General features: G+C 61.1%; 25 protein-coding genes. 12 read left to right on the top strand and 13 right to left on the bottom strand.

Annotated features, from left to right (window positions below; translation table 11 throughout):
* The 4 genes from EOB59_RS16815 to EOB59_RS16800 are packed head-to-tail and all read left to right on the top strand — an operon-like array spanning position 1 to position 4,337.
* A complete protein-coding gene (locus tag EOB59_RS16815; protein ID WP_127809674.1) occupies positions 1-1,023 on the top strand; it encodes a Gfo/Idh/MocA family oxidoreductase in 1,023 nt (340 codons plus the stop codon).
* Positions 1,024-1,033: 10 nt separating this feature from the next.
* On the top strand, positions 1,034-2,008 hold the full coding sequence (locus EOB59_RS16810; protein WP_023809451.1) for an ABC transporter permease: 975 nt from the start codon (positions 1,034-1,036) through the stop codon (positions 2,006-2,008).
* Positions 2,005-2,811 (top strand): creatininase family protein, encoded by an 807-nt coding sequence (locus EOB59_RS16805; protein ID WP_127271522.1) that lies wholly within the window; start codon positions 2,005-2,007, stop codon positions 2,809-2,811. Before EOB59_RS16810 ends, EOB59_RS16805 begins: the two co-directional genes overlap by 4 nt.
* Positions 2,811-4,337, top strand: a complete 1,527-nt coding sequence (locus EOB59_RS16800) for an aldehyde dehydrogenase family protein (RefSeq protein WP_127395838.1) — start codon at positions 2,811-2,813, stop codon at positions 4,335-4,337. Before EOB59_RS16805 ends, EOB59_RS16800 begins: the two co-directional genes overlap by 1 nt.
* 42 nt (positions 4,338-4,379) lie before the next feature.
* Here the strand turns inward: EOB59_RS16800 and EOB59_RS16795 are convergent, their stop codons facing one another.
* Positions 4,380-5,942: a GMC family oxidoreductase N-terminal domain-containing protein gene (locus EOB59_RS16795; RefSeq protein WP_127380972.1), complete on the bottom strand. Its 1,563-nt coding sequence runs from the start codon at positions 5,940-5,942 to the stop codon at positions 4,380-4,382.
* A gap of 419 nt (positions 5,943-6,361) precedes the next feature.
* Here EOB59_RS16795 and EOB59_RS16790 point away from each other — a divergent pair, with 419 nt between their 5' ends.
* The gene (locus EOB59_RS16790) at positions 6,362-6,880 is read left to right on the top strand and encodes a ferritin-like domain-containing protein (RefSeq protein WP_127268257.1); all 519 of its coding nucleotides are present in this window, start codon (positions 6,362-6,364) and stop codon (positions 6,878-6,880) included.
* Between the two features lie 136 nt (positions 6,881-7,016).
* On the opposite strand, the gene EOB59_RS16785 is transcribed toward EOB59_RS16790, so the two are convergent.
* Positions 7,017-7,214, bottom strand: coding sequence for a hypothetical protein (locus EOB59_RS16785; RefSeq protein WP_127268256.1), 198 nt, complete (start codon positions 7,212-7,214; stop codon positions 7,017-7,019).
* 267 nt (positions 7,215-7,481) lie between these two features.
* Between EOB59_RS16785 and EOB59_RS16780 the strand changes: the two genes are divergently transcribed.
* The 3 genes from EOB59_RS16780 to EOB59_RS16770 all read left to right on the top strand — a co-directional run bounded on the left by EOB59_RS16780 (position 7,482) and on the right by EOB59_RS16770 (position 8,682).
* Positions 7,482-7,880 carry a GNAT family N-acetyltransferase gene (locus tag EOB59_RS16780; RefSeq protein ID WP_245486660.1) on the top strand — a complete coding sequence of 133 codons (399 nt, stop codon included), beginning with the start codon at positions 7,482-7,484 and terminating at the stop codon, positions 7,878-7,880.
* Between the two features lie 151 nt (positions 7,881-8,031).
* Positions 8,032-8,286, top strand: coding sequence for a DUF982 domain-containing protein (locus tag EOB59_RS16775; protein WP_127809672.1), 255 nt, complete (start codon positions 8,032-8,034; stop codon positions 8,284-8,286).
* A 69-nt stretch (positions 8,287-8,355) separates the two neighbouring features.
* Complete coding sequence (locus tag EOB59_RS16770; RefSeq protein WP_127809671.1) at positions 8,356-8,682, top strand: hypothetical protein; 327 nt, start codon at positions 8,356-8,358, stop codon at positions 8,680-8,682.
* A gap of 29 nt (positions 8,683-8,711) precedes the next feature.
* Here EOB59_RS16770 and EOB59_RS16765 read toward each other — a convergent pair whose 3' ends face one another.
* The 8 genes from EOB59_RS16765 to EOB59_RS16730 all read right to left on the bottom strand — a co-directional run bounded on the left by EOB59_RS16765 (position 8,712) and on the right by EOB59_RS16730 (position 12,254).
* Positions 8,712-9,044 carry a hypothetical protein gene (locus EOB59_RS16765; protein WP_127809670.1) on the bottom strand — a complete coding sequence of 111 codons (333 nt, stop codon included), beginning with the start codon at positions 9,042-9,044 and terminating at the stop codon, positions 8,712-8,714.
* Positions 9,045-9,046: 2 nt separating this feature from the next.
* Positions 9,047-9,406, bottom strand: coding sequence for a hypothetical protein (locus EOB59_RS16760; RefSeq protein WP_127809669.1), 360 nt, complete (start codon positions 9,404-9,406; stop codon positions 9,047-9,049).
* Positions 9,406-10,626 carry a divalent metal cation transporter gene (locus tag EOB59_RS16755; protein WP_128288821.1) on the bottom strand — a complete coding sequence of 407 codons (1,221 nt, stop codon included), beginning with the start codon at positions 10,624-10,626 and terminating at the stop codon, positions 9,406-9,408. The genes EOB59_RS16760 and EOB59_RS16755 overlap by 1 nt, the downstream gene beginning before the upstream one ends.
* Positions 10,623-11,006: a hypothetical protein gene (locus EOB59_RS16750; protein ID WP_245481900.1), complete on the bottom strand. Its 384-nt coding sequence runs from the start codon at positions 11,004-11,006 to the stop codon at positions 10,623-10,625. Before EOB59_RS16750 ends, EOB59_RS16755 begins: the two co-directional genes overlap by 4 nt.
* Before the next feature lie 229 nt (positions 11,007-11,235).
* Positions 11,236-11,466 (bottom strand): hypothetical protein, encoded by a 231-nt coding sequence (locus tag EOB59_RS16745; RefSeq protein WP_127395836.1) that lies wholly within the window; start codon positions 11,464-11,466, stop codon positions 11,236-11,238.
* 83 nt (positions 11,467-11,549) lie between these two features.
* Entirely contained in the window at positions 11,550-11,768 is a 219-nt protein-coding gene (locus EOB59_RS16740; RefSeq protein WP_013533184.1) for a hypothetical protein, read from the bottom strand.
* Positions 11,769-11,772: 4 nt separating this feature from the next.
* On the bottom strand, positions 11,773-11,991 hold the full coding sequence (locus EOB59_RS16735; RefSeq protein WP_128288819.1) for a hypothetical protein: 219 nt from the start codon (positions 11,989-11,991) through the stop codon (positions 11,773-11,775).
* A complete protein-coding gene (locus EOB59_RS16730) occupies positions 11,988-12,254 on the bottom strand; it encodes a hypothetical protein (protein WP_027036323.1) in 267 nt (88 codons plus the stop codon). The genes EOB59_RS16735 and EOB59_RS16730 overlap by 4 nt, the downstream gene beginning before the upstream one ends.
* 315 nt (positions 12,255-12,569) lie before the next feature.
* Between EOB59_RS16730 and EOB59_RS16725 the strand changes: the two genes are divergently transcribed.
* Both EOB59_RS16725 and EOB59_RS16720 read left to right on the top strand, forming a co-directional pair.
* Positions 12,570-13,355 carry an SDR family NAD(P)-dependent oxidoreductase gene (locus tag EOB59_RS16725; protein ID WP_128288818.1) on the top strand — a complete coding sequence of 262 codons (786 nt, stop codon included), beginning with the start codon at positions 12,570-12,572 and terminating at the stop codon, positions 13,353-13,355.
* A gap of 74 nt (positions 13,356-13,429) precedes the next feature.
* Entirely contained in the window at positions 13,430-14,608 is a 1,179-nt protein-coding gene (locus EOB59_RS16720; protein WP_128288817.1) for a zinc-dependent alcohol dehydrogenase, read from the top strand.
* Positions 14,609-15,034: 426 nt separating this feature from the next.
* Here the strand turns inward: EOB59_RS16720 and EOB59_RS16715 are convergent, their stop codons facing one another.
* Positions 15,035-15,415: a response regulator gene (locus tag EOB59_RS16715; protein ID WP_127272254.1), complete on the bottom strand. Its 381-nt coding sequence runs from the start codon at positions 15,413-15,415 to the stop codon at positions 15,035-15,037.
* On the bottom strand, positions 15,412-18,522 hold the full coding sequence (locus EOB59_RS16710) for a CheR family methyltransferase (protein ID WP_128288816.1): 3,111 nt from the start codon (positions 18,520-18,522) through the stop codon (positions 15,412-15,414). Before EOB59_RS16710 ends, EOB59_RS16715 begins: the two co-directional genes overlap by 4 nt.
* Before the next feature lie 334 nt (positions 18,523-18,856).
* Here EOB59_RS16710 and EOB59_RS16705 point away from each other — a divergent pair, with 334 nt between their 5' ends.
* Positions 18,857-19,450 carry a response regulator gene (locus tag EOB59_RS16705; RefSeq protein WP_164895670.1) on the top strand — a complete coding sequence of 198 codons (594 nt, stop codon included), beginning with the start codon at positions 18,857-18,859 and terminating at the stop codon, positions 19,448-19,450.
* Positions 19,451-19,557: 107 nt separating this feature from the next.
* Here the strand turns inward: EOB59_RS16705 and EOB59_RS16700 are convergent, their stop codons facing one another.
* The gene (locus EOB59_RS16700; protein ID WP_023809470.1) at positions 19,558-19,830 is read right to left on the bottom strand and encodes a hypothetical protein; all 273 of its coding nucleotides are present in this window, start codon (positions 19,828-19,830) and stop codon (positions 19,558-19,560) included.
* A gap of 208 nt (positions 19,831-20,038) precedes the next feature.
* Here EOB59_RS16700 and EOB59_RS16695 point away from each other — a divergent pair.
* A partial coding sequence (locus tag EOB59_RS16695; protein ID WP_128288814.1) for an SDR family NAD(P)-dependent oxidoreductase occupies positions 20,039-20,348 on the top strand: 310 nt, incomplete at its 3' end.

Raw genomic sequence — 20,348 nt, 5'->3', positions numbered from 1 at the left:
TTGAGCAAGCTGAAGATCGCCATCGTCGGTGCCGGCTACATGGGTCTCCTGCATGCGCAGGTGGTTGCCGCGAGCCCTGTCGCGGAACTGTCGGCATTCGTTGATCCGAATGCTGCCACGGGGAGCAAGGCCGCGTCGGATTTCGGTGCCCGGCATTTCCGCGATGCCGCCACCGCGCTGGCCGCCAATGCCGCCGACGCCTATATCGTGGCGGCACCCGACGCGCTGCATGAAGACGTCTGCCGCACGCTGCTCGATGCCGGCAAGCCGGTGCTGCTCGAAAAACCGATGGCTCACGATCTTTCCGCTGCCAAGGCGATTGCCAGAGCGGCGGAGAGAAACGGCGCGCGCCTGTTGGTCGGCCACATCCTGCGGTTCGACCCGCGCTATTGCGAGGCCGCGGCAGCGGTGAAATCCGGGCGGATCGGCGAGCCGATCCACGGCAGCAGCGGCCGTTTCACCAATCGCGAAGTCGGTCTTCGCATGAACGGAAACTCGAGCGTCTGCTTCTACCTCGGCGTGCACGACGTCGATGCGCTGCAATGGATCTCAGGTTCGGACATCATCGCCGTCTACTCTCGGCCCGTCGCCAAGCTCATGCCTTCGCTCGGGGTTCGCTCCGAAGACGCGATCTTCTCCACCGTCGAGCTGTCGAACGGAATGAGCGGACAGCTCTATTTCGGCTGGACGCTGCCACCGACCGTTCCGACCGGCATCTGGGCACGCACGGAAATCATCGGCACGGAAGGCATGATCGACCTCGACGTGCGCGACCACGGTCTACGCATCCTGTCGCGTGGACAGTGGTCGCAACCCGACGCCCTGCACTGGCCGACCGTCAATGGCCGTATCACCGGGGATCTCTTCGAGGAGGTCCACCATTTCATTTCGGCGGTTCGCGACGACACCCCTTTCGTGATGCCGGTCGGCGACGCCCTGCGCGCCGTCGCCGTCAATGATGCCATCCTGCGCAGCGTCAAATCAGGCCTGCGCGAACCGGTCGAAGATTGGCACATCCGATGAGAGGATCCTCATGACCCGCCAACAGAACATCTGGTGCAGGCGCTTTCTCGACCTCTCGCCGTTGATCCTGCTGGTCATCCTGCTGGCGATCTTCGCGCTCATCGACGCCCGCATCGTTTCAACCGCCAGCCTCATCAACATCGTCGCCCAGGCGACCCCGATCGCCATCCTGGCGCTTGGGGCTCTGATCGTTCTGCTGACGGCGGGCATCGACCTGTCCGCCGGCGTCGGCGTCGCCTTCTGCGCCGTCTTCATCGCCAGCCTGATCGACGGCGGCGCCGGCCTGCCGCTTGCCCTGCTCGTCGGCTTTGCCGTGATGGTGGTGATCGGCCTCGCGAACGGCGCCGTTATCGCATTGTTGAAGATACCGCCCTTCGTGACGACACTGGCCACAATGGTCGCGCTGCAGGGCGCAACGCTTGCGGTTGCCTCCAAAGGCGTCCTGATGCTGAAGGATCCGACGCTTCGCGCGGTCGGCATCGAGCGCAGCTTCGGCATTCCCAATGTCATCTTCGCAACACTGCTGATCGTCGCCGTAGCAGCAATCCTGATGCGGCACAGCCGTTTCGGGCTGCGTACCTATGCGCTCGGGTCGGATGCCGGGGCCGCGGAACTTGCCGGCATCCCGGTGACGAAACACACGATCCTCGTCTATTGCGCCTCCAGTATCTTCGTCTTCCTGACGGCTGTGATCATGATCAGCCGGGTGCCTGTCGTGACGCCCAATATCGGTGGTACCTCGCTGCTTCTGGACGCGATCGCCGCTGCCGTGCTCGGCGGCACCAGTATCTTCGGCGGACGGGGAACGGTGTGGGGCGCGGTCGTCGGCGCCCTGATCGTCAGCCTGCTGACGACGGCGCTTCGGGTGTTCGGCACGGACCCGTCCAGCCTCGAACTCTACAAGGGGGCAATCATCATGGTCGCTCTCCTGGCCGATTCCGGCATGACCTACGCCAAGGCCCGGCTTGTCGAGGCAGCACGATGAGCGAGCCAGTTCCGGCATTGCCGATCCCGCCTGGGTCCAGCTTTGCGCTGATGACCTCGCCGGATACGGAAAGACACGCGACAGCCGGCGTGCATAAACCCGTCGTCATTCTGCCGCTCGGCGCTGTCGAGCAACATGGCCCCCATCTGCCGCTCGGCGTCGATTGCTGGCTTGCGGAAGCGGTTGCGCTCGCCGCGGCGGAAGGACAGGCCTCCATGCGTGTCGCCGAACCTTTCGCCTATGGCTCGTCCGAGCATCATCGCTCCTTCTCCGGCACCATGAGCCTCAGCCCGCAGACCTTCATCGCCGTTCTCGTCGATCTCTGCACCTGCCTTGCCGAAGACGGCTTCCTGCCGGTCATGCTGAACGGCCATGGCGGAAACCGCGCCGCGATCCAGGTGGCGATCACCACCCTTGGCCAGCGTGGCATCGTCACCGCGGGTTTCTCGTATTTCGATCTCATCGCCGACGTGGCGGCGGAGGCCCTGCCCGATGCCGCTACAGGCACCGGTCACGCTTGCGCGCTTGAAACCTCGTTGATGATGCATGTGCTTGGCGACAGCGTTCGCCGCGATCTCATCCCGCCGGGCGGCACCCCGCCATCCTGGCCGGATCCTCACCTTTACGCCGCGCCTGCCGTCACCGTCTGGCGCCGTTTCGAAGCCATCCGCGGCAACGGCGTCATCGGTACGCCGTCGCAGGCGGGCGCGGAGGCCGGCAGCAGACTTTTCATCGCAGCCGTGGAACGCAGCCGCGCCGCCATTTTGAACATCCAATCCGAATTCGGCCAAAGGAACGCATGATGACAGTCCATTTCAAATCTTCTCTCGAAGGCCCCAACCTGCGCGGCATGGCGATCGTCTCGGAGCCGGAAGCAGCCGCCCGCATCGGCATCAACCGTATCGGCGGCGAGTGGATTGCCGGCAGCTCCGGCAAGTTCCTGAAAATCGACAGTCCGTCGACGGGCGAGCACCTCGGCTATCTCTCACTTTCCACCCGCGCCGATGTCGGCCGCGCGGTGAAAGCCGCCGAAGGCGCACGCGAGGCCATGCGCAAGATGGGAACCTTCGCACGCGCTCAACTGTGCATGCGCATCGCCGACGCGATCGACAGGCGCGCCGAGGAACTCGCGCGCCTGCTCTGCCTGGAACAGGGTAAACCCTTCCACAGCGAGGCAAAGGCCGAAGCATCGGCGGCAGCTCTCGGTTTCCGCAATGCGGCAGAGCAGATGAAGTGGCTGGAGACGGCGGCGTTTCCGCTTGCCGATGCCAACAAGCGCGCCTTCAGCTTCCTGCAGCCGAAGGGTGTCTTTGCCATCATCACACCTTGGAATTTCCCGCTCGCCCTGCCCTGCCTCTATTATCTCGGACCGGCCATCGCAACGGGCAACACCGTCGTCTGGGTGCCGGCGCCGACGACGTCGCTGATTGCCACGGCACTTGTCGAATGCTTCATCGAGGCGGGCCTGCCGGACGGCGCCATCAATCTCGTTCTGGGTGACGGTGCGGAGGTGGGCGACGAGGCGGTCGTTCATCCGGGCACCCATGCCATCGGCTTCACCGGCAGTTCTGTCACAGGCGCGACGATCGCCCGGCGTGGAGCGGGCAAGCCGCTTCTGCTCGAAATGGGCGGCAACGGTCCGACCATCGTGCTGGCCGATGCCGATATCGACATGGCCGCCGCCCAGGTCGGGGCCGGCTGCTTTGCCAATGCCGGGCAGATCTGCACGGCCACCGAACGCGTGCTGGTGCATAAATCCGTCCATGACCGTTTCATAGAAGGTCTCGTGAAAGCGGCCGCGCAGGTGAAAATGGGCGACCCTTTCGATCCCGCGACGACGATGGGTCCGATCAACAATGCGGTGGCCGTCGACAAGGTACTCAGCCACATCGCGGACGCCCGCGCGCGTGGCGCCGAGATCGTCACCGGCGGCAATGTGGCGTCGGGTTTTGCCACCAATCTCTATTTCGAGCCGTCGATCGTCACAGGACTGACCCGGGAAAGCCTGCTCAATGTCGAGGAATCCTTCGGGCCGATCGCACCCGTGCTGATCTTCGAGACCGATGAGGAGGCGATGGAACTTGCGGCGTCCAGCCCCTACGGCCTGTCGGCCGCGGTCTTCACCAGCACCATCAAGAACGCCTTTGCCTTTGCTGAAAGCCTGAAGGTCGGCATCGTCAACATCAACGAGATGAGCTGTTATTGGGAGCCGCATATTCCTGCCGGCGGCGCCGCCGGGACGCAGAGCGGCCTCGGCCGCACCGGGGGTCGGCACACGCTGATGGAAATGTGCGACCTGAAGACGATTACCGTGGATATCACCCGCTGACTCCAAGGCCCGCGCCTTGTGCGCGGGCTTGCCCTCGAGCTGTCAGGTGGACCGGCGCAGGCTGTCGGCCATTTTCTCGCCAATCATGATCGAGGTGAGATTGGTGTTTGCCTGGCAATCGAGCGGCATGATCGACGCATCGATAACCCGCAGTCCTTCCAAACCGTAGACCCGGCATTCCGGATCGACCACGGCCTCGCCGGGCCTTCCCATGCAACAGCCTCCGATCCCATGCTGCGCATCGGAAGACTGCGCCAGCAGGAAATTGTCGACCTCCTCGTCGCTTGCCGTTTCGAGCCATGACAAAGGCAGATCGGAATCCCCCAGCAGGACGCGCTCGGCGATCGCCTGGATCGGCGCCTGCCGGGCAATCTCGCCAAGGTGGCGATAGGCGATACGCATGCGCTGGAGATCCATTGGATCGTCCAGCATGTTCTCTTCCACGAGCGGCTGGTCGAAAGGGTTGGCGGAACGCAGTTGCACGGTGCCGCGGCTCTTGGCCTCCATCAGGATCAGATTGACCATCGCCTCGCCGAACTGGGCGCTGTCGGACTCCACGCCGATGCCGCCATGGTTCATGGCGACGTAGAGAATGTCGTCGCGCTCAGCGCCCGGCACGCCCGAACTCATCCGCACACAGCAGTTGGTATGCCGCGCGTCGACATCGGTCGCCTTGAATCCCGGCTTCAGCTTCAGTTCGATGCGGCAATAAGGATGGTCGAAGAAACCTTCGCCGACCGGCAGGTCGGCAAGCACCTCGATGTCCTTTCGTTTCAAGAGAGCCGCAGGACCGATGCCCGAGCGCTGCAGGATGACCGGAGAGTGGATGGCGCCGGCCGAGACGATGACCAGCGGCGCCTCGAATTTGCGAACTAGCCCGGCCACGATGGCCAAAACGCCGATCGCTTTCCTGCCATCGAAAAGCACCTTGTCCACCGTCGCCTGCCCGATGATGGTAAGGTTCGGCCGGTCGCGGGCAGCTTCCAGATAGCCGTCATTGACCGACACGCGCTTGCCGGCTCGACTGTTGATGGGATAGGTGCAAGCCCCTTCGGCATCCGGAGCATTGAGATCGTCATGCCAGGGATGGCCGAGAGCCATCGCGCTTTGGCGCATGGCCTTGTCGACGCTGCCCCAGCTTTCGACAGGCGCGCGGTAGATCGGAATCGGGCCGCCGCTGCCGTGAAAATTGGCCGCGATCGGGTCATCCTCCAGGCGGCAGAAGAAGGGCAGCACGTCGGCTCCCGACCAGCCCTTGCATCCGATTTCCTCCCAGCGGTCGAATGCATGGAGCACACCGCGAATGGCAATCTGCCCATTGACGGCCGTCGAACCGCCAAGCCCCTTGCCGCGCCAGTAGACCCGGTGTTCCTGCCGCTTCGTGCGACGAGCCATCAGGTCGGGATACATGTATTGTTGCTGAAAATGGTCGGGAAGAAGCAGGTTGAAGGGATTTGGGCTCGCCATCTCGGCAGGTTGCTCGCCGCTCCGGTAGTCCGGCCCCGCTTCCAGCAAAAGCACGTTCGTGGCAGCATCTTCGGTTAGCCGGGCAGCAAGAACAGCTCCGGCTGCGCCGGCTCCGATAACGATGACATCAAAGGGCATGCCGCACTCCCTACATCCGATCAATGCACGGCTGACTCGACCGCGACATCATGTTGATTTCATTTGCGCACGATCATCTGCTGGCATTCAGGCTCAGCGATGTACGCCGGAACCAACCACCTTAGCCGCGCTGCACGACTGCAAGATCATCATGATTTGTTTTATATGTAAATATGATTTCGTATATGAACTCCCATCTACTCCATATGGCGCGACGAACCCCGGTGCTCTCCGTCACTGCCGGCGATTCTCACACCGTCATCGTCCATCGCCTTTTGATAGCGATCGGCTCTCGACAAAAGCGGTATTTGGCGTGCTGCCCCTTCCGAGTCGCGCCCAGGGAACAACTGCTTCCATGGAAAGTTAGTCCATGGCTACACCGCCGGTGAGCTTTCATGACAATCCAAGGGAGACAAATCATGGCGACTGCAAAAAGAGCGACGACAAAAGGACTGGAGGCTTTGTTCCTCGATGGGCTGAAGGACATTTACTACGCTGAAAAGAAAATACTCAAAGCCTTGCCGAAGATGGCAAAGGGCGCCGAATCCGAGGAGGTGGCCGCGGCCTTTGAGAAACATCGCATGGAAACCGAAGGCCAGGTCGATCGGCTCGAGCAAGTGTTCGAACTTATGGACAAACCGGCCCGCGGCAAGACCTGTCCGGCGATCGACGGCATTCTTGAGGAAGGGTCGGAAATTCTCGACGAATACAAGGGTGACCCGGCGCTGGATGCAGGACTGGTCGGCGCGGCACAGGCCGTCGAGCACTATGAAATCGCGCGTTATGGCACGTTGGTCGCGTGGGCTGAACAGCTTGGCAAGAGCGACGTGGTCAAGCTCCTCAACGAGACATTGAAAGAGGAGGTCGCGACGGACGAAGCGCTTTCCGGGCTGGGCGAAGGCGGTGTCAATGAGCGCGCCCTGCAGCAAGCTGCCTGACTGGGCGTCGTCGCGCCGGCGCCAAGCCGCCGGGCGACTTCGCGACCCGGCCTCGCGCCCTCTTCGTCGGTACCCTTTCAGATGCAATCAGACCCACCCCGATACTTCGGGGTGGGTCTGCTGAAATCACACGCGATCAGCGGTTTTTGTGGCTTTGTTCGCCAGCTTTCACATGCTGTTCGTGGGTTCCACCACGCATGCCGGATCCATCGCCCTGCTGCCGTTGACCACCACCAGAGGCCTGCTGTTGCTGACGGTTTTTGTTGTCGGCGTTCTTGTGGCTCTGCTGGCCTGCCTTCACGTGCTGTTCGTGGCTACCACCTTGATTAGGCATTGTTCTTCTCCTTCACAATCCGCGAGGCGACAACCGCCTCGATTGCCTAAGACGAGTCAGGCGCGAACGTTCCCTCACGTAATATTTTGTGAAGACCATCAGACAAAGCCCACGGCGTTCGAAGGCGCCCGAGATGGATGCCGGATTTATTTCTGGCGTTGGCAACGAGTTCATCTTGGCCGTGACCGACGTTGCCGGCGGATCTCATGCCTGTGCCCACCAGGAGGAAAATGCATGTCATTCCGATCCGAGAGATTTACAACCACTTTGACCTATAGCGACGATGAAAGAGCGCAGTCCGCCGCAGCGCTCTATCAATACAACATCGCACAGACCGGGATCGACGACCGAGCTGATATCGGAGCGGAGCTTCGCGACCAGTCAGGAAAGACCTGGGGCGGGCTTTGGGGCAGGACGGAGCTTGGGCTCCTGTTTCTCGACATGTTCTTCCTGCCTGAGCAGTTGCGTGGCCAATCCTTTGGCTCACAACTTCTCACGACGATCGAGGAAGAAGCCATCCGGCGGGGCTGCAAGAAGGCCGTCGTGGAGACGAGCAGTTTCCAGGCGCCGCTATTCTACATGCAGCACGGGTTCGAGGAATTCGGCAAAGTCGAATTCGGGATCCCTGGACATGCCCGAGTCTTCCTTCGGAAAGATCTGCTGTAAGTCTTGGGACAGGGCGCACGGATGGCCATCGGCTAGTTGTTTCAAACGCCAGATGCTCTGGAACAAATCGACGAGTGCGGAGTTAAACGCGTCGCGACGCGCAGTCTTGCAGCGACGTGTCGAATAGAGTGCATCCCGCCGGAGAGGCAATGTGCGTACTGGACATTTCAGAAAGCCGATTATCATTCAACCTGGCCGGATAGACCGCGACAGGGTTGTGGTTTCGGTGTCGGACGCAGCCGAAGTGCTGCTGCGGGACTGGCCAAAGCCGACATCCGAGAGGCGTCTTGCCGCGATCAGAGCGTGCCTTGCCGTCATGCGAGGCGAAAAGCCTACAAAGACCGCACGACAGGCGTTCATCGTTGCGGCCAAGGACGCCAAGATTCTGCTGAGCGAGCAAGTCTGACCGTGGTGGGTCGCCTCGCCGGTGCCTGCAAGTGCGACTCTGCCGAGATTGGTTCGAAAGGGAGAAATCATGATCAAGGTTTCAAGTCCCACGCCTGCCGCGGCCAGAAGCGAAGTGCAGGCAGGAGCAACGCAGGACAAAACGCCGGGGTTCGATCCCGCCATTGCCCCGCTTGAGACAGACGCCGAAGCCGCGGACACGCAAAATCCGGTCGCTGGGACAAGTCCGCCGCGCACTCGCCCAAATTTCGAAAACGATGCCAGCTTTGCCAATGCCATGCGCCCGGTCGAAGGCGAGCCGGAACTGCGGCCCGGCGGCAACTGGCCGGTGTTGGTAATTGCAGCTGTCGTTTTGATAGCAGCCGTGGTTTTCCTGACGGCAAGCATGCTGCGCTGAGAATGATCCCGACGATGCGGCTCCACGACCTATTCCTGGAGGTCTGGTGCGCCCTTCATGCCTGAGAGTTCGGTCATTGGGCACAGCAGCCGCGGTCGCGCGGGATCGGAGATGTCGAGCTTGTCCCAAGGGATGCGGTATAGACCGTCGCGGCGGCGCAATCGGAAAAGATCCAGCACCGCCACACCTATGGCCGAGGCCGAAAGACGCTCGAAAGCGGCGTAGACCCCGACGTGGAATTCGGTGACGACGAAATCGTCACCGTCCCGTTCGGCGCGGATCTCCTCGATATAGCCGACATTCTTGCCGCGTTGCGAGAGTACGCGTCGCCCTGACAGATGCTCGAGATTGACCGTGGTCATCATCAAGCTCCCGGAATGCGCCCGATGACATGGTCGCGCAACCAGTCCTGCCAGGCGAAGATCGACGTTTCTCGCACGTCGATGTCGAACTCGATATCGATGCCGATATCTTTCACCTTCTGCCAGGCGATCCGATGCGGCTCGCCATGTTGCCTGCCACCCAGCTTGACCGCGAGCCGCGCTATCCAGCGCCCAGGCCGTGCGCCGAGACGACGCGCCAGGGTGATGGAGCCGAGCTCGATCGCAATGATCCGAGGCGGCTTGCCGGGCCGCAACTCCGCCACCAACCCGTCGACCTTGCCGATCTTGACCTGCTCGCGGTCGACCACCTGCTTGTCCAGGAGATCACGCAGCAACTTCATCATGTGCCTCCGAATATCTGCAGCGGGATGGTCACCACCGCCAGTACGAAGCCGAGCGCGATGATGAAGATGACGGCGGCATTCGACAAAATGCCATTGCGATGCTCGCCGACATAACGTTTGTCGTTCAGCAGAAACAGGAAAGGAACGACCGTCAGCGGCAGGCTGGCTGCCGTCAGCGCCATGGAGAAGATGGTGAGCCTCAGCGGATCGAGACCAAGCGCGATGGGAATAGCCGCCAAAAGCAATGATATCGTGTAGGTGGCGCTGAAACCCGGATCGTCGCGCGGCTTGCGATCCTCGCCCCAATTCCAGCCGAAACCCTGGGCCACAAGATAGGCCTGTTGCAACCCGACCTCTAGTGCGGCGCCGAAGCAGGCAATGCCGAGGGAGGCAACAAACAGCACGAAGCCCCAGAAGCCGAATATAGGTATCAGCATCAACGGCAACTGGTGATAGTCATCCACTTGGGTGACGCCATGCGTGGCGAGCACGAGAGCGGCCACGATCAACACGCCGATCGAGATGGTCCCCCCGAAAGTCATGCCCAACCCCGCTATGGCCCGATTGGCTCCGAGATAGCTTTTGTCCCACCGGTCCTCGATGGCCCCCGAGGAATAGAACATGAAGAGGTAGGGCGATATCGAGGCGCCGAGAATGCTGACCGCCATGAACCAGTAATTGGCGGCATCGTGGACCGGCAGCGAAGGCACGGCGCCCCTTGCGACTGCCGTCCAATCGGGTCTCAGCATCACCGCTCCGACGACGAAACACAGCGTCACCAGACCGAGAATAGATACGCCCTTCTCGATGAAGCCGAACGTGCCTTTCCAAAGCAGCAGCCACGCCAACAAAGTCACCGGCAGTGCCCACCACTGGAAGCCTATGCCGGTGGCAAATTCGAGTGCAATGGCGACGCCGCCGATCTCGGCGGACAGCACCAGGAAATTGACCAGCAGGGCGGCAAGCAACGGCCATAGAAAGACGTTGAAGCCGAATCTCTCGCGGATACCGTCGGAGATTGTGTGATGGCTCACGGCCGCGAACCGGCCGGACATTTCGACAAGGAAGATGATGCAGATGGTGCCGAGCACCACCGCCCAGATCAACTGGAAGCCAAACATCGCGCCTGCCTGCGCCGCCGTCGCCATGGACCCAACTTCGAGGAAGCCGCCGACGCTGGTGACGACGCCGAGGGATATTTCCATGAGCTTCTTCATGGCTTTGGCGCGAAATAGTTGGCGTAGGCGGTAGCGAGCGAACGCGACGCCAGCCGTAGATCCTGTTGCGCATCTTGGACTTCCGGCCGGTCGCCCGCCTGCAATCCGGCCTCTGCACGTGCCACCGCGACCGACAAATCGTTGACTGCCTTCGTCAGCGAAGCTTGCTCGGCGGGTTCACTGGTTTCGGCGGACCGGATTTGCGCCCCGGCATCGGCAAGCGTCTTGCCGATCGATTGCAGCGTACCCGCCGTGTATGCGGTCGGCGCCGCCCCTGCCGCCCAGGCGTCCAGCGCCATCAACACGGTCTGCGATGCGGAGGCCGCTGTTCGTGATTGCTGCTCGATCTGATCGGAAGATGAGCATGCCGACAACATCATCGACAGCAAGCACAAGCAGTCGAGCCTGAGATAGCGGCGTCTAACGATCAAATCAGGCGTTTGGTGCGCCACCGAATAGTCTCCCCCGACCCAACAAAACCGTGGCCGGCGTAAATCTGATCTAGAGCATTCGTCGGGTCCGTCAACGACCGCGCCCGCCGATCCGGAGCACGAGGCGGCGAGCCAGGTCCCGATCGGTTTCAATTGCCGCATCAGCGTAAGCTGAAGGTCAGGCGGGGCGATCCCCGTTCGGAGCGTCTTGGATTCTGTATTCGTGAATGAGGCCGAGAACCTGAGTTCTGACTGTGTCGCGCGCGTCGGGCTGGATGAAAAACATCAGCCGTTCGACCGCTTCAACGACTGCTTCGGGCAGATCCGAACCCGCATCGGTGAATTCGCTGCCATGCTCGTACATGTTGTCCGTCAGTTTCTTGTCGAGGTCGGAAAGGATGCCCATCATCCACACTCCAGATCCGTGCTGTATCGAACTCACTTCGGCACCGTCACCGCGACGTCGCCTCGCCTGTTGCTGCCGGCCGTCGATCACTGCTGCCCCGGCATTTCCGTGTTTTCCCTGGGATTTTTCTGGACGCCGGCAGCCGGGGCGGTATCCGCGGGGGCATTGCCGCCCTGGTTCTGCTCCGGCGCGCGTTTCAGCGGCGAGGTCTGCCAGCCCATATCGACGTAGAAAAAGCCCACGACGAAACCGACAATGATGACCGCCGCTATCACCAGCGAGATTATTGCGTTGCGTCGCTCCATAGGCCTAGCCACCACTTGGCTTGGGAGATGCCGGCTGGGTTGGCTGCGTACCTTGCTGGTCGCCGCCGGTGCTGGTCTGCGGCGTCGGGTTGGTGTCCGTCGTGGGATTCTTGTCGACGGGCTGGCTGTTCGAAGTATCCGTCTTGGACTTGGCTGGATCGGCATTGTCGTTGCACCCCGCCAAGGCGAGCAATGCCGCTGACATCAAGAACACTCCCCTCATGCTGATTTCTCCTGGCTGAGTCCGGGCGAAGCCGCCTGCCAATGACCTATCCGGTCGAACCGCACCGAGAGCCCCTGTTTGACCGCGCTTCTAGCCAGCAAATGGTCTAGCTCGGCGTCTTCGATCGGACTTCGTACGACTTGGCGAATGGCCTTGCAGGCAAGTTCCGTCGAGACGAAATCATATCTCCTGCTCCTGGCGACGACATATTGTTCGACCAGCATTTTCACGCGCCTGAGCGCGATTTCTTCGGCGTATTGCATTTTATTCCTCCTGCGCCCCGAACTGCCGAACGGGTTTGTTGTTCCCTCCTGGATCTCAAAACATCACCGTCGCCATCACGAAAAGCCCGCGCCTCCCGGACAGGGCACGCGCGGGCTGGACCAGGCTGAGGGGACCCGATCATGCAGCATCAAAAAGGGGGAGCAACGACGCTGCACGGACATCGAACTCGCATCGACCTGAGTTGTTCCACCTCTCCACGCCGCATCGTTCATGGCTCGGATGGCCGCGCATCAACCCGCACGGAACAATCAACCCCGATAGTGGTTCGGCCGAAGCGAGGTTCGGAGGACGTGATGAAGAATGAAAAGTTGGCCGTGGTGACGGGCGCCTCAAGCGGCATCGGCAAGGAACTCGCCAAACTGTGCGCAAGGGACGGCTACCATCTGATCATAGCCGCTGACGAACCTGCGATCCGGCAGGCCGCCGAGGCGCTCGGTTCGCATGGTGTGACTGTCGAAGCCATCGAGGCCGATCTGGCGACCGAGGAAGGTGTCGATCGTTTGATCGCCGGGATCGGCGATCGCGATGTCGACCTGTTGTTCCTGAATGCCGGACGTGGGCTCGGCCGTGGTTTCGTCGATCAGGATTGGAAAAAAATCCGCCGCATCATCGACACCAACATCACCGGGACCGTCTATCTCGCGCATCAACTCGGAGCCAGGATGGCACGCCGCGGCCGAGGCCGCATCCTCTTCACAGGATCGATCGCTGGTTTCATGCCCGGCACTTTCCAGGCGGTCTACAACGGCACCAAGGCATTCATCGATTCCTTCTCGATCGCACTGCGTCATGAGTTGCAGGACACAGGGGTCACAGTCACCGTGCTGATGCCCGGGGCAACGCAGACGCGGTTCTTCGAACGCGCCGAAATGATGGATACCAAGGTCGGCACCGATGAAAAGGACAATCCCGCCGATGTCGCCAAAGCAGGCTACGAGGCGATGATGGACGGTGAGGAACAAATCATCAGCGGTTGGAAGAACAAGCTGCAGGTCGCCGCAGCGCATGTGACGCCGGCAGGCACGCTGGCCGAACAGCATCGCAAGATGGCCGAGCCGGGTTCAGCGTCCAAAGACTGACCTTCGGCCTTCAAGCAAACCAAAAAAAGTCCGGCAGAGTCTTCTGCCGACCTTCTCCAAGCAGGAGCACCATCATGAAAGCGCTCACATGGCACGGCAAAGGCGACATTCGATGCGACCAGGTGGCTGATCCCACCATCGAGGATGATCGCGACGTCATCATCAAAGTCACCTGTTGCGCCATATGTGGCTCGGACTTGCATCTGATGAACGGATATATGCCGACGATGAAGTCGGGCGATGTGCTCGGACACGAGACGATGGGCGAGGTCGTGGAAGTCGGCAGCGGCCATTCGAAGTTTAGAAAGGGCGACCGCATCGTGGTGCCTTTCAACATCTCATGCGGCGAGTGCTGGTTTTGCCAGAAGGGGCTGTTCTCGCTTTGCGACAGGTCCAATCCCAATGCCAAGCAGGCTGCCGAAGTGATGGGACAATCCCCGGCTGGCCTGTTCGGCTATTCGCATCTGGTGGGCGGCTATTGGGGAGGGCAAGCCGAATATCTGCGCGTTCCTTTCGCCGACGTCGGTCCGATAAAGGTGCCCGAGGGAATGGACGACGAACAGGTGCTGTTCCTCTCCGACATCTTTCCCACCGGCTATATGGCAGCTGAAAACGCCGGCATTGAGCCAGGCGAAACCGTCGCCATCTGGGGTTGCGGTCCGGTTGGTCAGTTCGCCATCCAGAGCGCATGGATGCTCGGCGCCGGCCGCGTCATTGCCATAGACAAGGTGCCGGAGCGGCTGGTGATGGCTCGCGAGCACGGCAAGGCCGAGACGCTCGACTTCAGCAATTCCGATATCTACGACGCTTTGATGGCGATGACCGATGGCCGCGGTCCGGATCGCTGCATAGACTGTGTCGGGACCGAGTCGGATCCCGCCGCCAGTGCCGACTCCATGCTCGACAAGGTCAAGGCTGCCGTCTATCTCGGCACCGATAGGCCGCATGTACTGCGCGAAGCAATCTACTCCTGCCGCAAAGGCGGCACCATCTCGGTGCCCGGCGTCTATATCGGCCTCGTCGATCATATTCCGTTCGGCGCCGCCATGAACAAAGGACTGACCTTCCGGATGGGTCAGACGCACACGCAACGCTATCTCGAACCGCTCCTCGCCATGGTGCAGAAGGGCGACATTGATCCCTCCTTCGTGATCACGCACCGGGCAGACCTCGAAGCGGGACCGGACCTCTACAAGACGTTCCGTGACAAGCAGGATGGCTGCATCAAGGTGGTAATGCGACCGCATGGCTGAGATGTCGGCATCTCGCGCGGGGTCCACCTTGCGCGGATTCCCGCCAAGGATAGCACCGACGCTGCCGAGGCACCTGGAACTTTCGACCGTGGCGGCGGTTGACCCGCAGAATAAACTCAGGGCGACGAGACTGTCGTGCCCGCCCGCTGCGAAGGAAGCTATCGCCATGAGCAATGAGAATTCCACATCCAAACCCAGCGTCCGGTCTCCGAACGCCGATGCTCTGCCGCACCCGAGACGGGACGCCAGTGACACGGATGCCGGTGCCAAGCCGCTGACGCCGAAAACCGCCGGCACGTCCCGGCCATCGGCCCCGCCGCTGGACAATCCGGTTGCCAATCGAAACGCGGGGCGGCCGCGTCAGGCGAGCACCACGCCTAGGCCGACGGACAAGCCCCTGGACTGATCGAAACCGGCCTCTTGAATTCATAACGAGTGTTTGTCGGGACGAAGCGATGCCAGGTCGGCCAGGGTGTTGAGAAGTGCAGCGTCGCCTGCCGGCTTCGGCACGAATTTGCAGTTTCGGAAGGGTGTGGGAACGTCGCGCGGCCCAAATCCGGTCATGAAGGCGAAGGGGATGCCGCGAGCCAGCAATGTTTCGGCCACGGGCAGACTTGTTTCACCGTTCAATTGAATGTCCAGCAGCGCCACGTCGGCTTTGCCTGCATCGATAAGCTGACGAGCCGCGGCGGCCGACGAGACCGGGCCAATCACCGGATAACCCGCCGCACGCAGGCGTGACGCGATGTCTTCGGCGATCAGCCATTCGTCCTCGACCACCAGAACGCGCGGCTTGTCGTCGCTCACGGCGCCTCCTTGTGGTTTGCCGGAAACGCGATCTGGACGCTGAGGCCGTCCTTGTGGAACGCGGTTTCGACGTGGCCGCCGAGCCTGTAACCGATTTCTCCCTGCAATAGGGTCAGGCCAAAGCCGTTGTCCAACGGCGCCTTTACAAGAGGGCCGTCCTTTTCTCGCCAGCCAAATGTGAAACTGTCGTCCTCGATCGACCATTGCACACTGACCTTGCCATCGGTTTTTGACAAAGCGCCGTATTTGGCCGCGTTGGTGGCCAGTTCATGAATGGCCATACTCAGGGAAAGCCCCTGTTGCGGACCTAGTTTGACATCCTCGCCATCGAGTTCGATCCGCTCGATGCCGAATGGTTCGAGCTCCTGCTGGAGCAATTCCCTGACCGAGGCTTCCTTCCATCTCTCCCGGGTAAGCAGGCCGTAGGCCCGCGACATGGCATGCAGGCGACCGATCAGCGCGTCCGCGAACTCCTCCTTCGTATCAGAACTTTCCCGCGTGCGGCTTGCAATGCTGGCAATCACCGCAAGCATGTTCTTGACCCGGTGGTTGAGTTCCGAGATGAGCACCTGTTGATGCTCTTCCGCCTGTGCCAGCGTGGTGACATCGACAAGTGTCACCACCACGCCCTGGATCCTGTTTCCCTTGTCGCGATAGGGATTGATGCGGACCATGTGGAACAGGCCCCTGGCATCGCGTGCCAGATGGTGATTCAGGATCTCGCCCGTCTCGAACACCTTGTCGATGTGCTGCTTCAACTCGGGATAGTCGAGTTGGCTCGACAGATCCGTCAGCGGCCGGCCGACATCGGAGGGGCGCAGGCTGAAGAAGGATGACGCCGCCGGCGTGAAGGTGCGGACTACAAGGCTGCGGTCGAGGAAAATAGTCGCGATGTCGGTGCTTTCGAACAGGTTGCGCAGATCGCCGTTGGCGTGGTCGAGCTCTTCTATCTTGGCCGTCAACTCGGCGTTGATCGTGTTGAGCTCCTCGTTGAGCGACTGCATCTCCTCCTTCGAGGCTTCGAGTTCCTCATTGGTGGATTGCGCCTCCTCATTGACGGAGACGAGTTCCTCGTTCGACGATTTGACCTCCTCCAGCGCGGTCTCGTATTCCTCGATCGTCGATTGCAGGCGCTCTCTGGTGTCGCGCAGTTCCCTCTCGAGATCGGCGGTGGTGTCACTGTCACGGCTGCCGCCACCTTCGTTGGACCGGGCCTGGGTCGGCCCCGACGGTTCGAACAGGACGAGATAAAGCGGCTCGCCATTGCCGCGTTCGGCGAGGGGCTCGATCGTCAGCCTGATCGGCTGGACCCGTTCGTCGTCTTCCTCCACGGTCAGGTTTTCCCGCACCACTGTGCGGCGTGTGGTCGTCGCTTCGCGCAGTGCGGCGCGGAGGTCCAGCCGCAGCCCACGCCTTGCCATCGTCAGCAACTGCCGGCTGGGAATCCCTTGTGACGCTTCGAGATATCTGCCGGTCCTGGCCGAATAATAGACGACATCGCCGTCGGCGTTGACCAGGACATGCGGCGGCGCGAATCGTTCCAGCACCTGCGCCTCGACCGCCTGCCGCATGGGATAGCCGACAAGTCCCTTCTTCGAGACGGCGCTTTCCGATGGGAAGAGGTTGGAATGGCTTTCCCCGAGCAGGGCCGGCAGTCTGATGTGCGGTGAGGCATGCTCCCGCGCCTGGAAGATGCGATGTTTCTTGTCGATGGTGGCGAACAGATCGTCGTGCTGCCCGACGCTTTCTGAGGTGCCGAGGAAAAGGTAACCGCCCGGCTTCAGCGCATAATGGAAGACAGGGATGACGCGGCTTTGGATGATCGGGCCGAAATAGATCAGCAGATTGCGGCAGGAGACCAAGTCCATGCGCGAGAAGGGTGGATCGCGAATGACGCTGTGCGGCGAGAAGATGCACAGTTCGCGTATCTCATTGCTGAGGACATAGCTTTCGCCATCGCCGTTGAAAAACCGCTGTTTGCGTTCGGGAGAAAGACCTTGCAGCAAGGCTTCCGGATAGCGTGCCGCCCGCGCCACCGCCAGCGCCGGCTCGTCTATGTCGGTGGCGAATATCTGGACGCGCGGAACGACCGTAAGCGTCTCCATGTGTTCGCGCAGCAGCATGCCGATGGAGAACACCTCCTCGCCCGTGGCGCATCCGGGAACCCAGACCCGGACAGTGTCGCTGGCTGTCTTGCCTTCGAACAGTTGTGGTACGATTTTTCGCTCGAGCAACTCGAAGGCATCGGGGTCGCGAAAGAAGTTGGTGACATTGATCAGCAAATCGCGAAAAAGGTTCATCACCTCGCGAGCATCCTTTTTCAGCCAGTCTATATAGCCGCTGATGGAATGGACCTGGGCGATCTGCATGCGTCGCTTCACGCGGCGCAGGAACGTCTTGGTCTTATAGCCCGAGAAGTCATGGCCGGAGTGGCTGCGCAGAATGGCGTAGATTTGTTCTCGCACCTTGTCGATGTCGGGCGTTTCATCGCCATCGTCTTCCGCCAACCCGTCCAGCGTGTCGAAGCCGCGGGCGAAAGCCTCCAGCTTCGCCCCGATCTCCTCGGCAGTCACTGCGACATCGACGAGCCCACTGGCAATAGCGCTCTGCGGCATGTCGGGATTGCGCGGCCCGTAGCCGTCCGGCGCTTGCGCGACGATAAACCCGCCCCGCTCCTTGATGGCCTTGGCGCCCAGGGTTCCATCGGAATCACCGCCCGACAGGATAACGCCGACGGCATATTCGCCCTGGTCTTCACCCAGTGCGCTGAAGAAGATATCGATGGGCTTGCGCTCCTGGGTAAGCCCATTGGGCCGACGCAGGTGCAGCACCCCCGATTCAATGGCCAATGTCACGTTTTGCGGCATCACATAGACGTGGTCAGGTTGAACCACCGTGCCATCCTCGACCACCGAAACAGGCATCTCGGTGTAGCGGCTGACAACCTCATGCAACAGACTCTCCCTGTTGGGGCTGAGATGCGTGATGATGACGAACGCCATGCCGGGCTGGCCGGTCACGCCCTTGAAAAGGCCCTCCATCGCGGGAATGCCGCCCGCGGACGCGCCTATGCCCACGATGGGAAATCTAGTCGATCGGGCAGTCACGGCATGTCCCCCTTTCGCCGACCCGACATGAAGTCTCCTCAAGGCCGGATCGAACAGGACACAACCATATAGCGCGCAAGACGGATGGAACAAGACGTCAGGGATGACGTTGAACCCGATATCAATGGTGGTTCAATGGCAAAACGATCTGCTGACATAAAACTCCCGACGCCGGTGGTATCAGGAGCGCCTGGATCGCTCGAAGGTTCCCATGCGGGGCCCGTCCCGGATCGCATGCTGACGCTTGCGAAACGGTTGCAGGCGGCCTTGGATGACAGAATTCGCAAAGCAAATCCTCTGCATTCTAATCTCCGTTCCAAGAAAGGATGACGACGTGCGCGACCTGCGGGGGCTGCATATTCTGATAGTCGAAGACGAATGGACGATGGCGGGAGATCTTGCGCGGTTTTTCAGCAATATGGGCGCCATAATCCTTGGTCCCGCTGCAACCGTCGAACAGGCTTCCAAACACACCGGGACGGCCGAAGCTGCAATCCTCGACGTCAATCTCAATGGCCGACGCGTGTTTCCAATCGCCGATGAGTTGATGCGCCGGGGTGTCCCCTTCGTGTTCTTCAGTGGCGATGACGACATCGCCATTCCCGATCATCTCCGCTACGCCAGCAATTTGCGGAAATCCTCGGGCAGCCAGGCGGTGTTCAACGCACTCTTTCCCCCGCAGGCATCCGGGCGGGCGACCCCCGGACCGGACCCGTCCGACGACGTCTTCGCGCTTTTGCCCAAACTGCGACTTGCGGCGCGCCTTTTGCTGGGAGACGTCGACGCATCGGATCGGCTCGTCGAGAGGACGCTCGAGCAAGCGATCCGGGATGTCGACCGCAGACAGCTTGGTCAATCCACTGAAAACTGGCTCAACGGCATCATGCGAGAGATGGCGAAAACCCGCGGCGCAAAACTGATGCATTAGTTTTACCTTCCAAGGCCTCTCAGGCTGAAGTTCCAAGCCCCGGGGGCGTCATTGTTCACCACATCTCGAAAACTTGGCCGTACAGATAGGCCGCTTGACCGGCGTCATCAGCCCTTCTGATTGCGCTCGACGAATTTGTTGAAACGGCTGGCTTTCCCCTCACCGGTCTTGGCCTGATACAGAAAGGCCAGATCATTCTCGTCGAATATCCGGAAGAACTCGTCCCATTCGATGGGCTCGAATGCTTCCTCGGGCTCGCCGAAGTCGATCCGCAGTATACCGCCCTCGCCTTTGGTGCGCACCACCGCCGGCCGGCCGTCCCGCTCCTCGGCCCATTTGCGAATTTCGTCATGGTTGGTGGTCGTTTGCGACTGAGACATTGAAATCTCCTTTGATCGGCGTTGCCACATGGGACGCGCGGGCTGTCGGGCGTCCTAACAGCACAAGGGCGTCAATGTTCCAGCACAGCGCGGTGATCGCGGCGCCGGCTCCCAACGAAGCCGGCCAAAGGAACTTTGTTGAAGCAAAGGGAACAAACCTTTTGCCGAAAAGTTCGGGGCGCCGAGGTTACTTGTCTGAGGAGTCGTCGTGAAACGCATATTGGTTACAGGAGGCTGCGGCTTCATCGGCCGGCATGTCGCACAGGAACTCGTCGAGCAGGATTATTCGGTTCGCATCCTCGATGCCTTGCTGGAGCAGGTGCATGCGGGCGAAGCCGTCGCGCTTCCCGCCGGGACCGAGCTGATCAAGGGCGATGTCCGGGACCGGGAGGCGGTCGCCAATGCGCTGGAAGGCGTTGACGCGGTCATTCATCTGGCGGCGGAAGTCGGCGTCGGACAATCGATGTACGAGATCGCGCGCTATGTCGGCGCCAATGATCTCGGCACCGCAACGCTGC

Source organism: Mesorhizobium sp. M7A.F.Ca.MR.176.00.0.0 (assembly GCF_004023165.1).
Lineage (GTDB): Bacteria > Pseudomonadota > Alphaproteobacteria > Rhizobiales > Rhizobiaceae > Mesorhizobium.
The sequence above is the reverse complement of the archived record's forward strand: the minus strand, read 5'-3'. Positions and strand labels throughout refer to the sequence as shown.

What these genes read in the sequence shown, in the direction of transcription:
- EOB59_RS16735 (WP_128288819.1), bottom strand. Translation starts at nt 11,991, where the DNA reads ATGAGGGGAGTGTTCTTGATGTCAGCGGCATTGCTCGCCTTGGCGGGG.
- EOB59_RS16810 (WP_023809451.1), top strand. Translation starts at nt 1,034, where the DNA reads ATGACCCGCCAACAGAACATCTGGTGCAGGCGCTTTCTCGACCTCTCG.
- EOB59_RS16750 (WP_245481900.1), bottom strand. Translation starts at nt 11,006, where the DNA reads ATGATGTTGTCGGCATGCTCATCTTCCGATCAGATCGAGCAGCAATCA.
- EOB59_RS16800 (WP_127395838.1), top strand. Translation starts at nt 2,811, where the DNA reads ATGACAGTCCATTTCAAATCTTCTCTCGAAGGCCCCAACCTGCGCGGC.
- EOB59_RS16740 (WP_013533184.1), bottom strand. Translation starts at nt 11,768, where the DNA reads ATGGAGCGACGCAACGCAATAATCTCGCTGGTGATAGCGGCGGTCATC.
- EOB59_RS16700 (WP_023809470.1), bottom strand. Translation starts at nt 19,830, where the DNA reads ATGTCTCAGTCGCAAACGACCACCAACCATGACGAAATTCGCAAATGG.
- EOB59_RS16745 (WP_127395836.1), bottom strand. Translation starts at nt 11,466, where the DNA reads ATGATGGGCATCCTTTCCGACCTCGACAAGAAACTGACGGACAACATG.
- EOB59_RS16725 (WP_128288818.1), top strand. Translation starts at nt 12,570, where the DNA reads ATGAAGAATGAAAAGTTGGCCGTGGTGACGGGCGCCTCAAGCGGCATC.
- EOB59_RS16730 (WP_027036323.1), bottom strand. Translation starts at nt 12,254, where the DNA reads ATGCAATACGCCGAAGAAATCGCGCTCAGGCGCGTGAAAATGCTGGTC.
- EOB59_RS16785 (WP_127268256.1), bottom strand. Translation starts at nt 7,214, where the DNA reads ATGCCTAATCAAGGTGGTAGCCACGAACAGCACGTGAAGGCAGGCCAG.
- EOB59_RS16790 (WP_127268257.1), top strand. Translation starts at nt 6,362, where the DNA reads ATGGCGACTGCAAAAAGAGCGACGACAAAAGGACTGGAGGCTTTGTTC.
- EOB59_RS16765 (WP_127809670.1), bottom strand. Translation starts at nt 9,044, where the DNA reads ATGACCACGGTCAATCTCGAGCATCTGTCAGGGCGACGCGTACTCTCG.
- EOB59_RS16805 (WP_127271522.1), top strand. Translation starts at nt 2,005, where the DNA reads ATGAGCGAGCCAGTTCCGGCATTGCCGATCCCGCCTGGGTCCAGCTTT.
- EOB59_RS16760 (WP_127809669.1), bottom strand. Translation starts at nt 9,406, where the DNA reads ATGAAGTTGCTGCGTGATCTCCTGGACAAGCAGGTGGTCGACCGCGAG.
- EOB59_RS16770 (WP_127809671.1), top strand. Translation starts at nt 8,356, where the DNA reads ATGATCAAGGTTTCAAGTCCCACGCCTGCCGCGGCCAGAAGCGAAGTG.
- EOB59_RS16755 (WP_128288821.1), bottom strand. Translation starts at nt 10,626, where the DNA reads ATGAAGAAGCTCATGGAAATATCCCTCGGCGTCGTCACCAGCGTCGGC.
- EOB59_RS16795 (WP_127380972.1), bottom strand. Translation starts at nt 5,942, where the DNA reads ATGCCCTTTGATGTCATCGTTATCGGAGCCGGCGCAGCCGGAGCTGTT.
- EOB59_RS16720 (WP_128288817.1), top strand. Translation starts at nt 13,430, where the DNA reads ATGAAAGCGCTCACATGGCACGGCAAAGGCGACATTCGATGCGACCAG.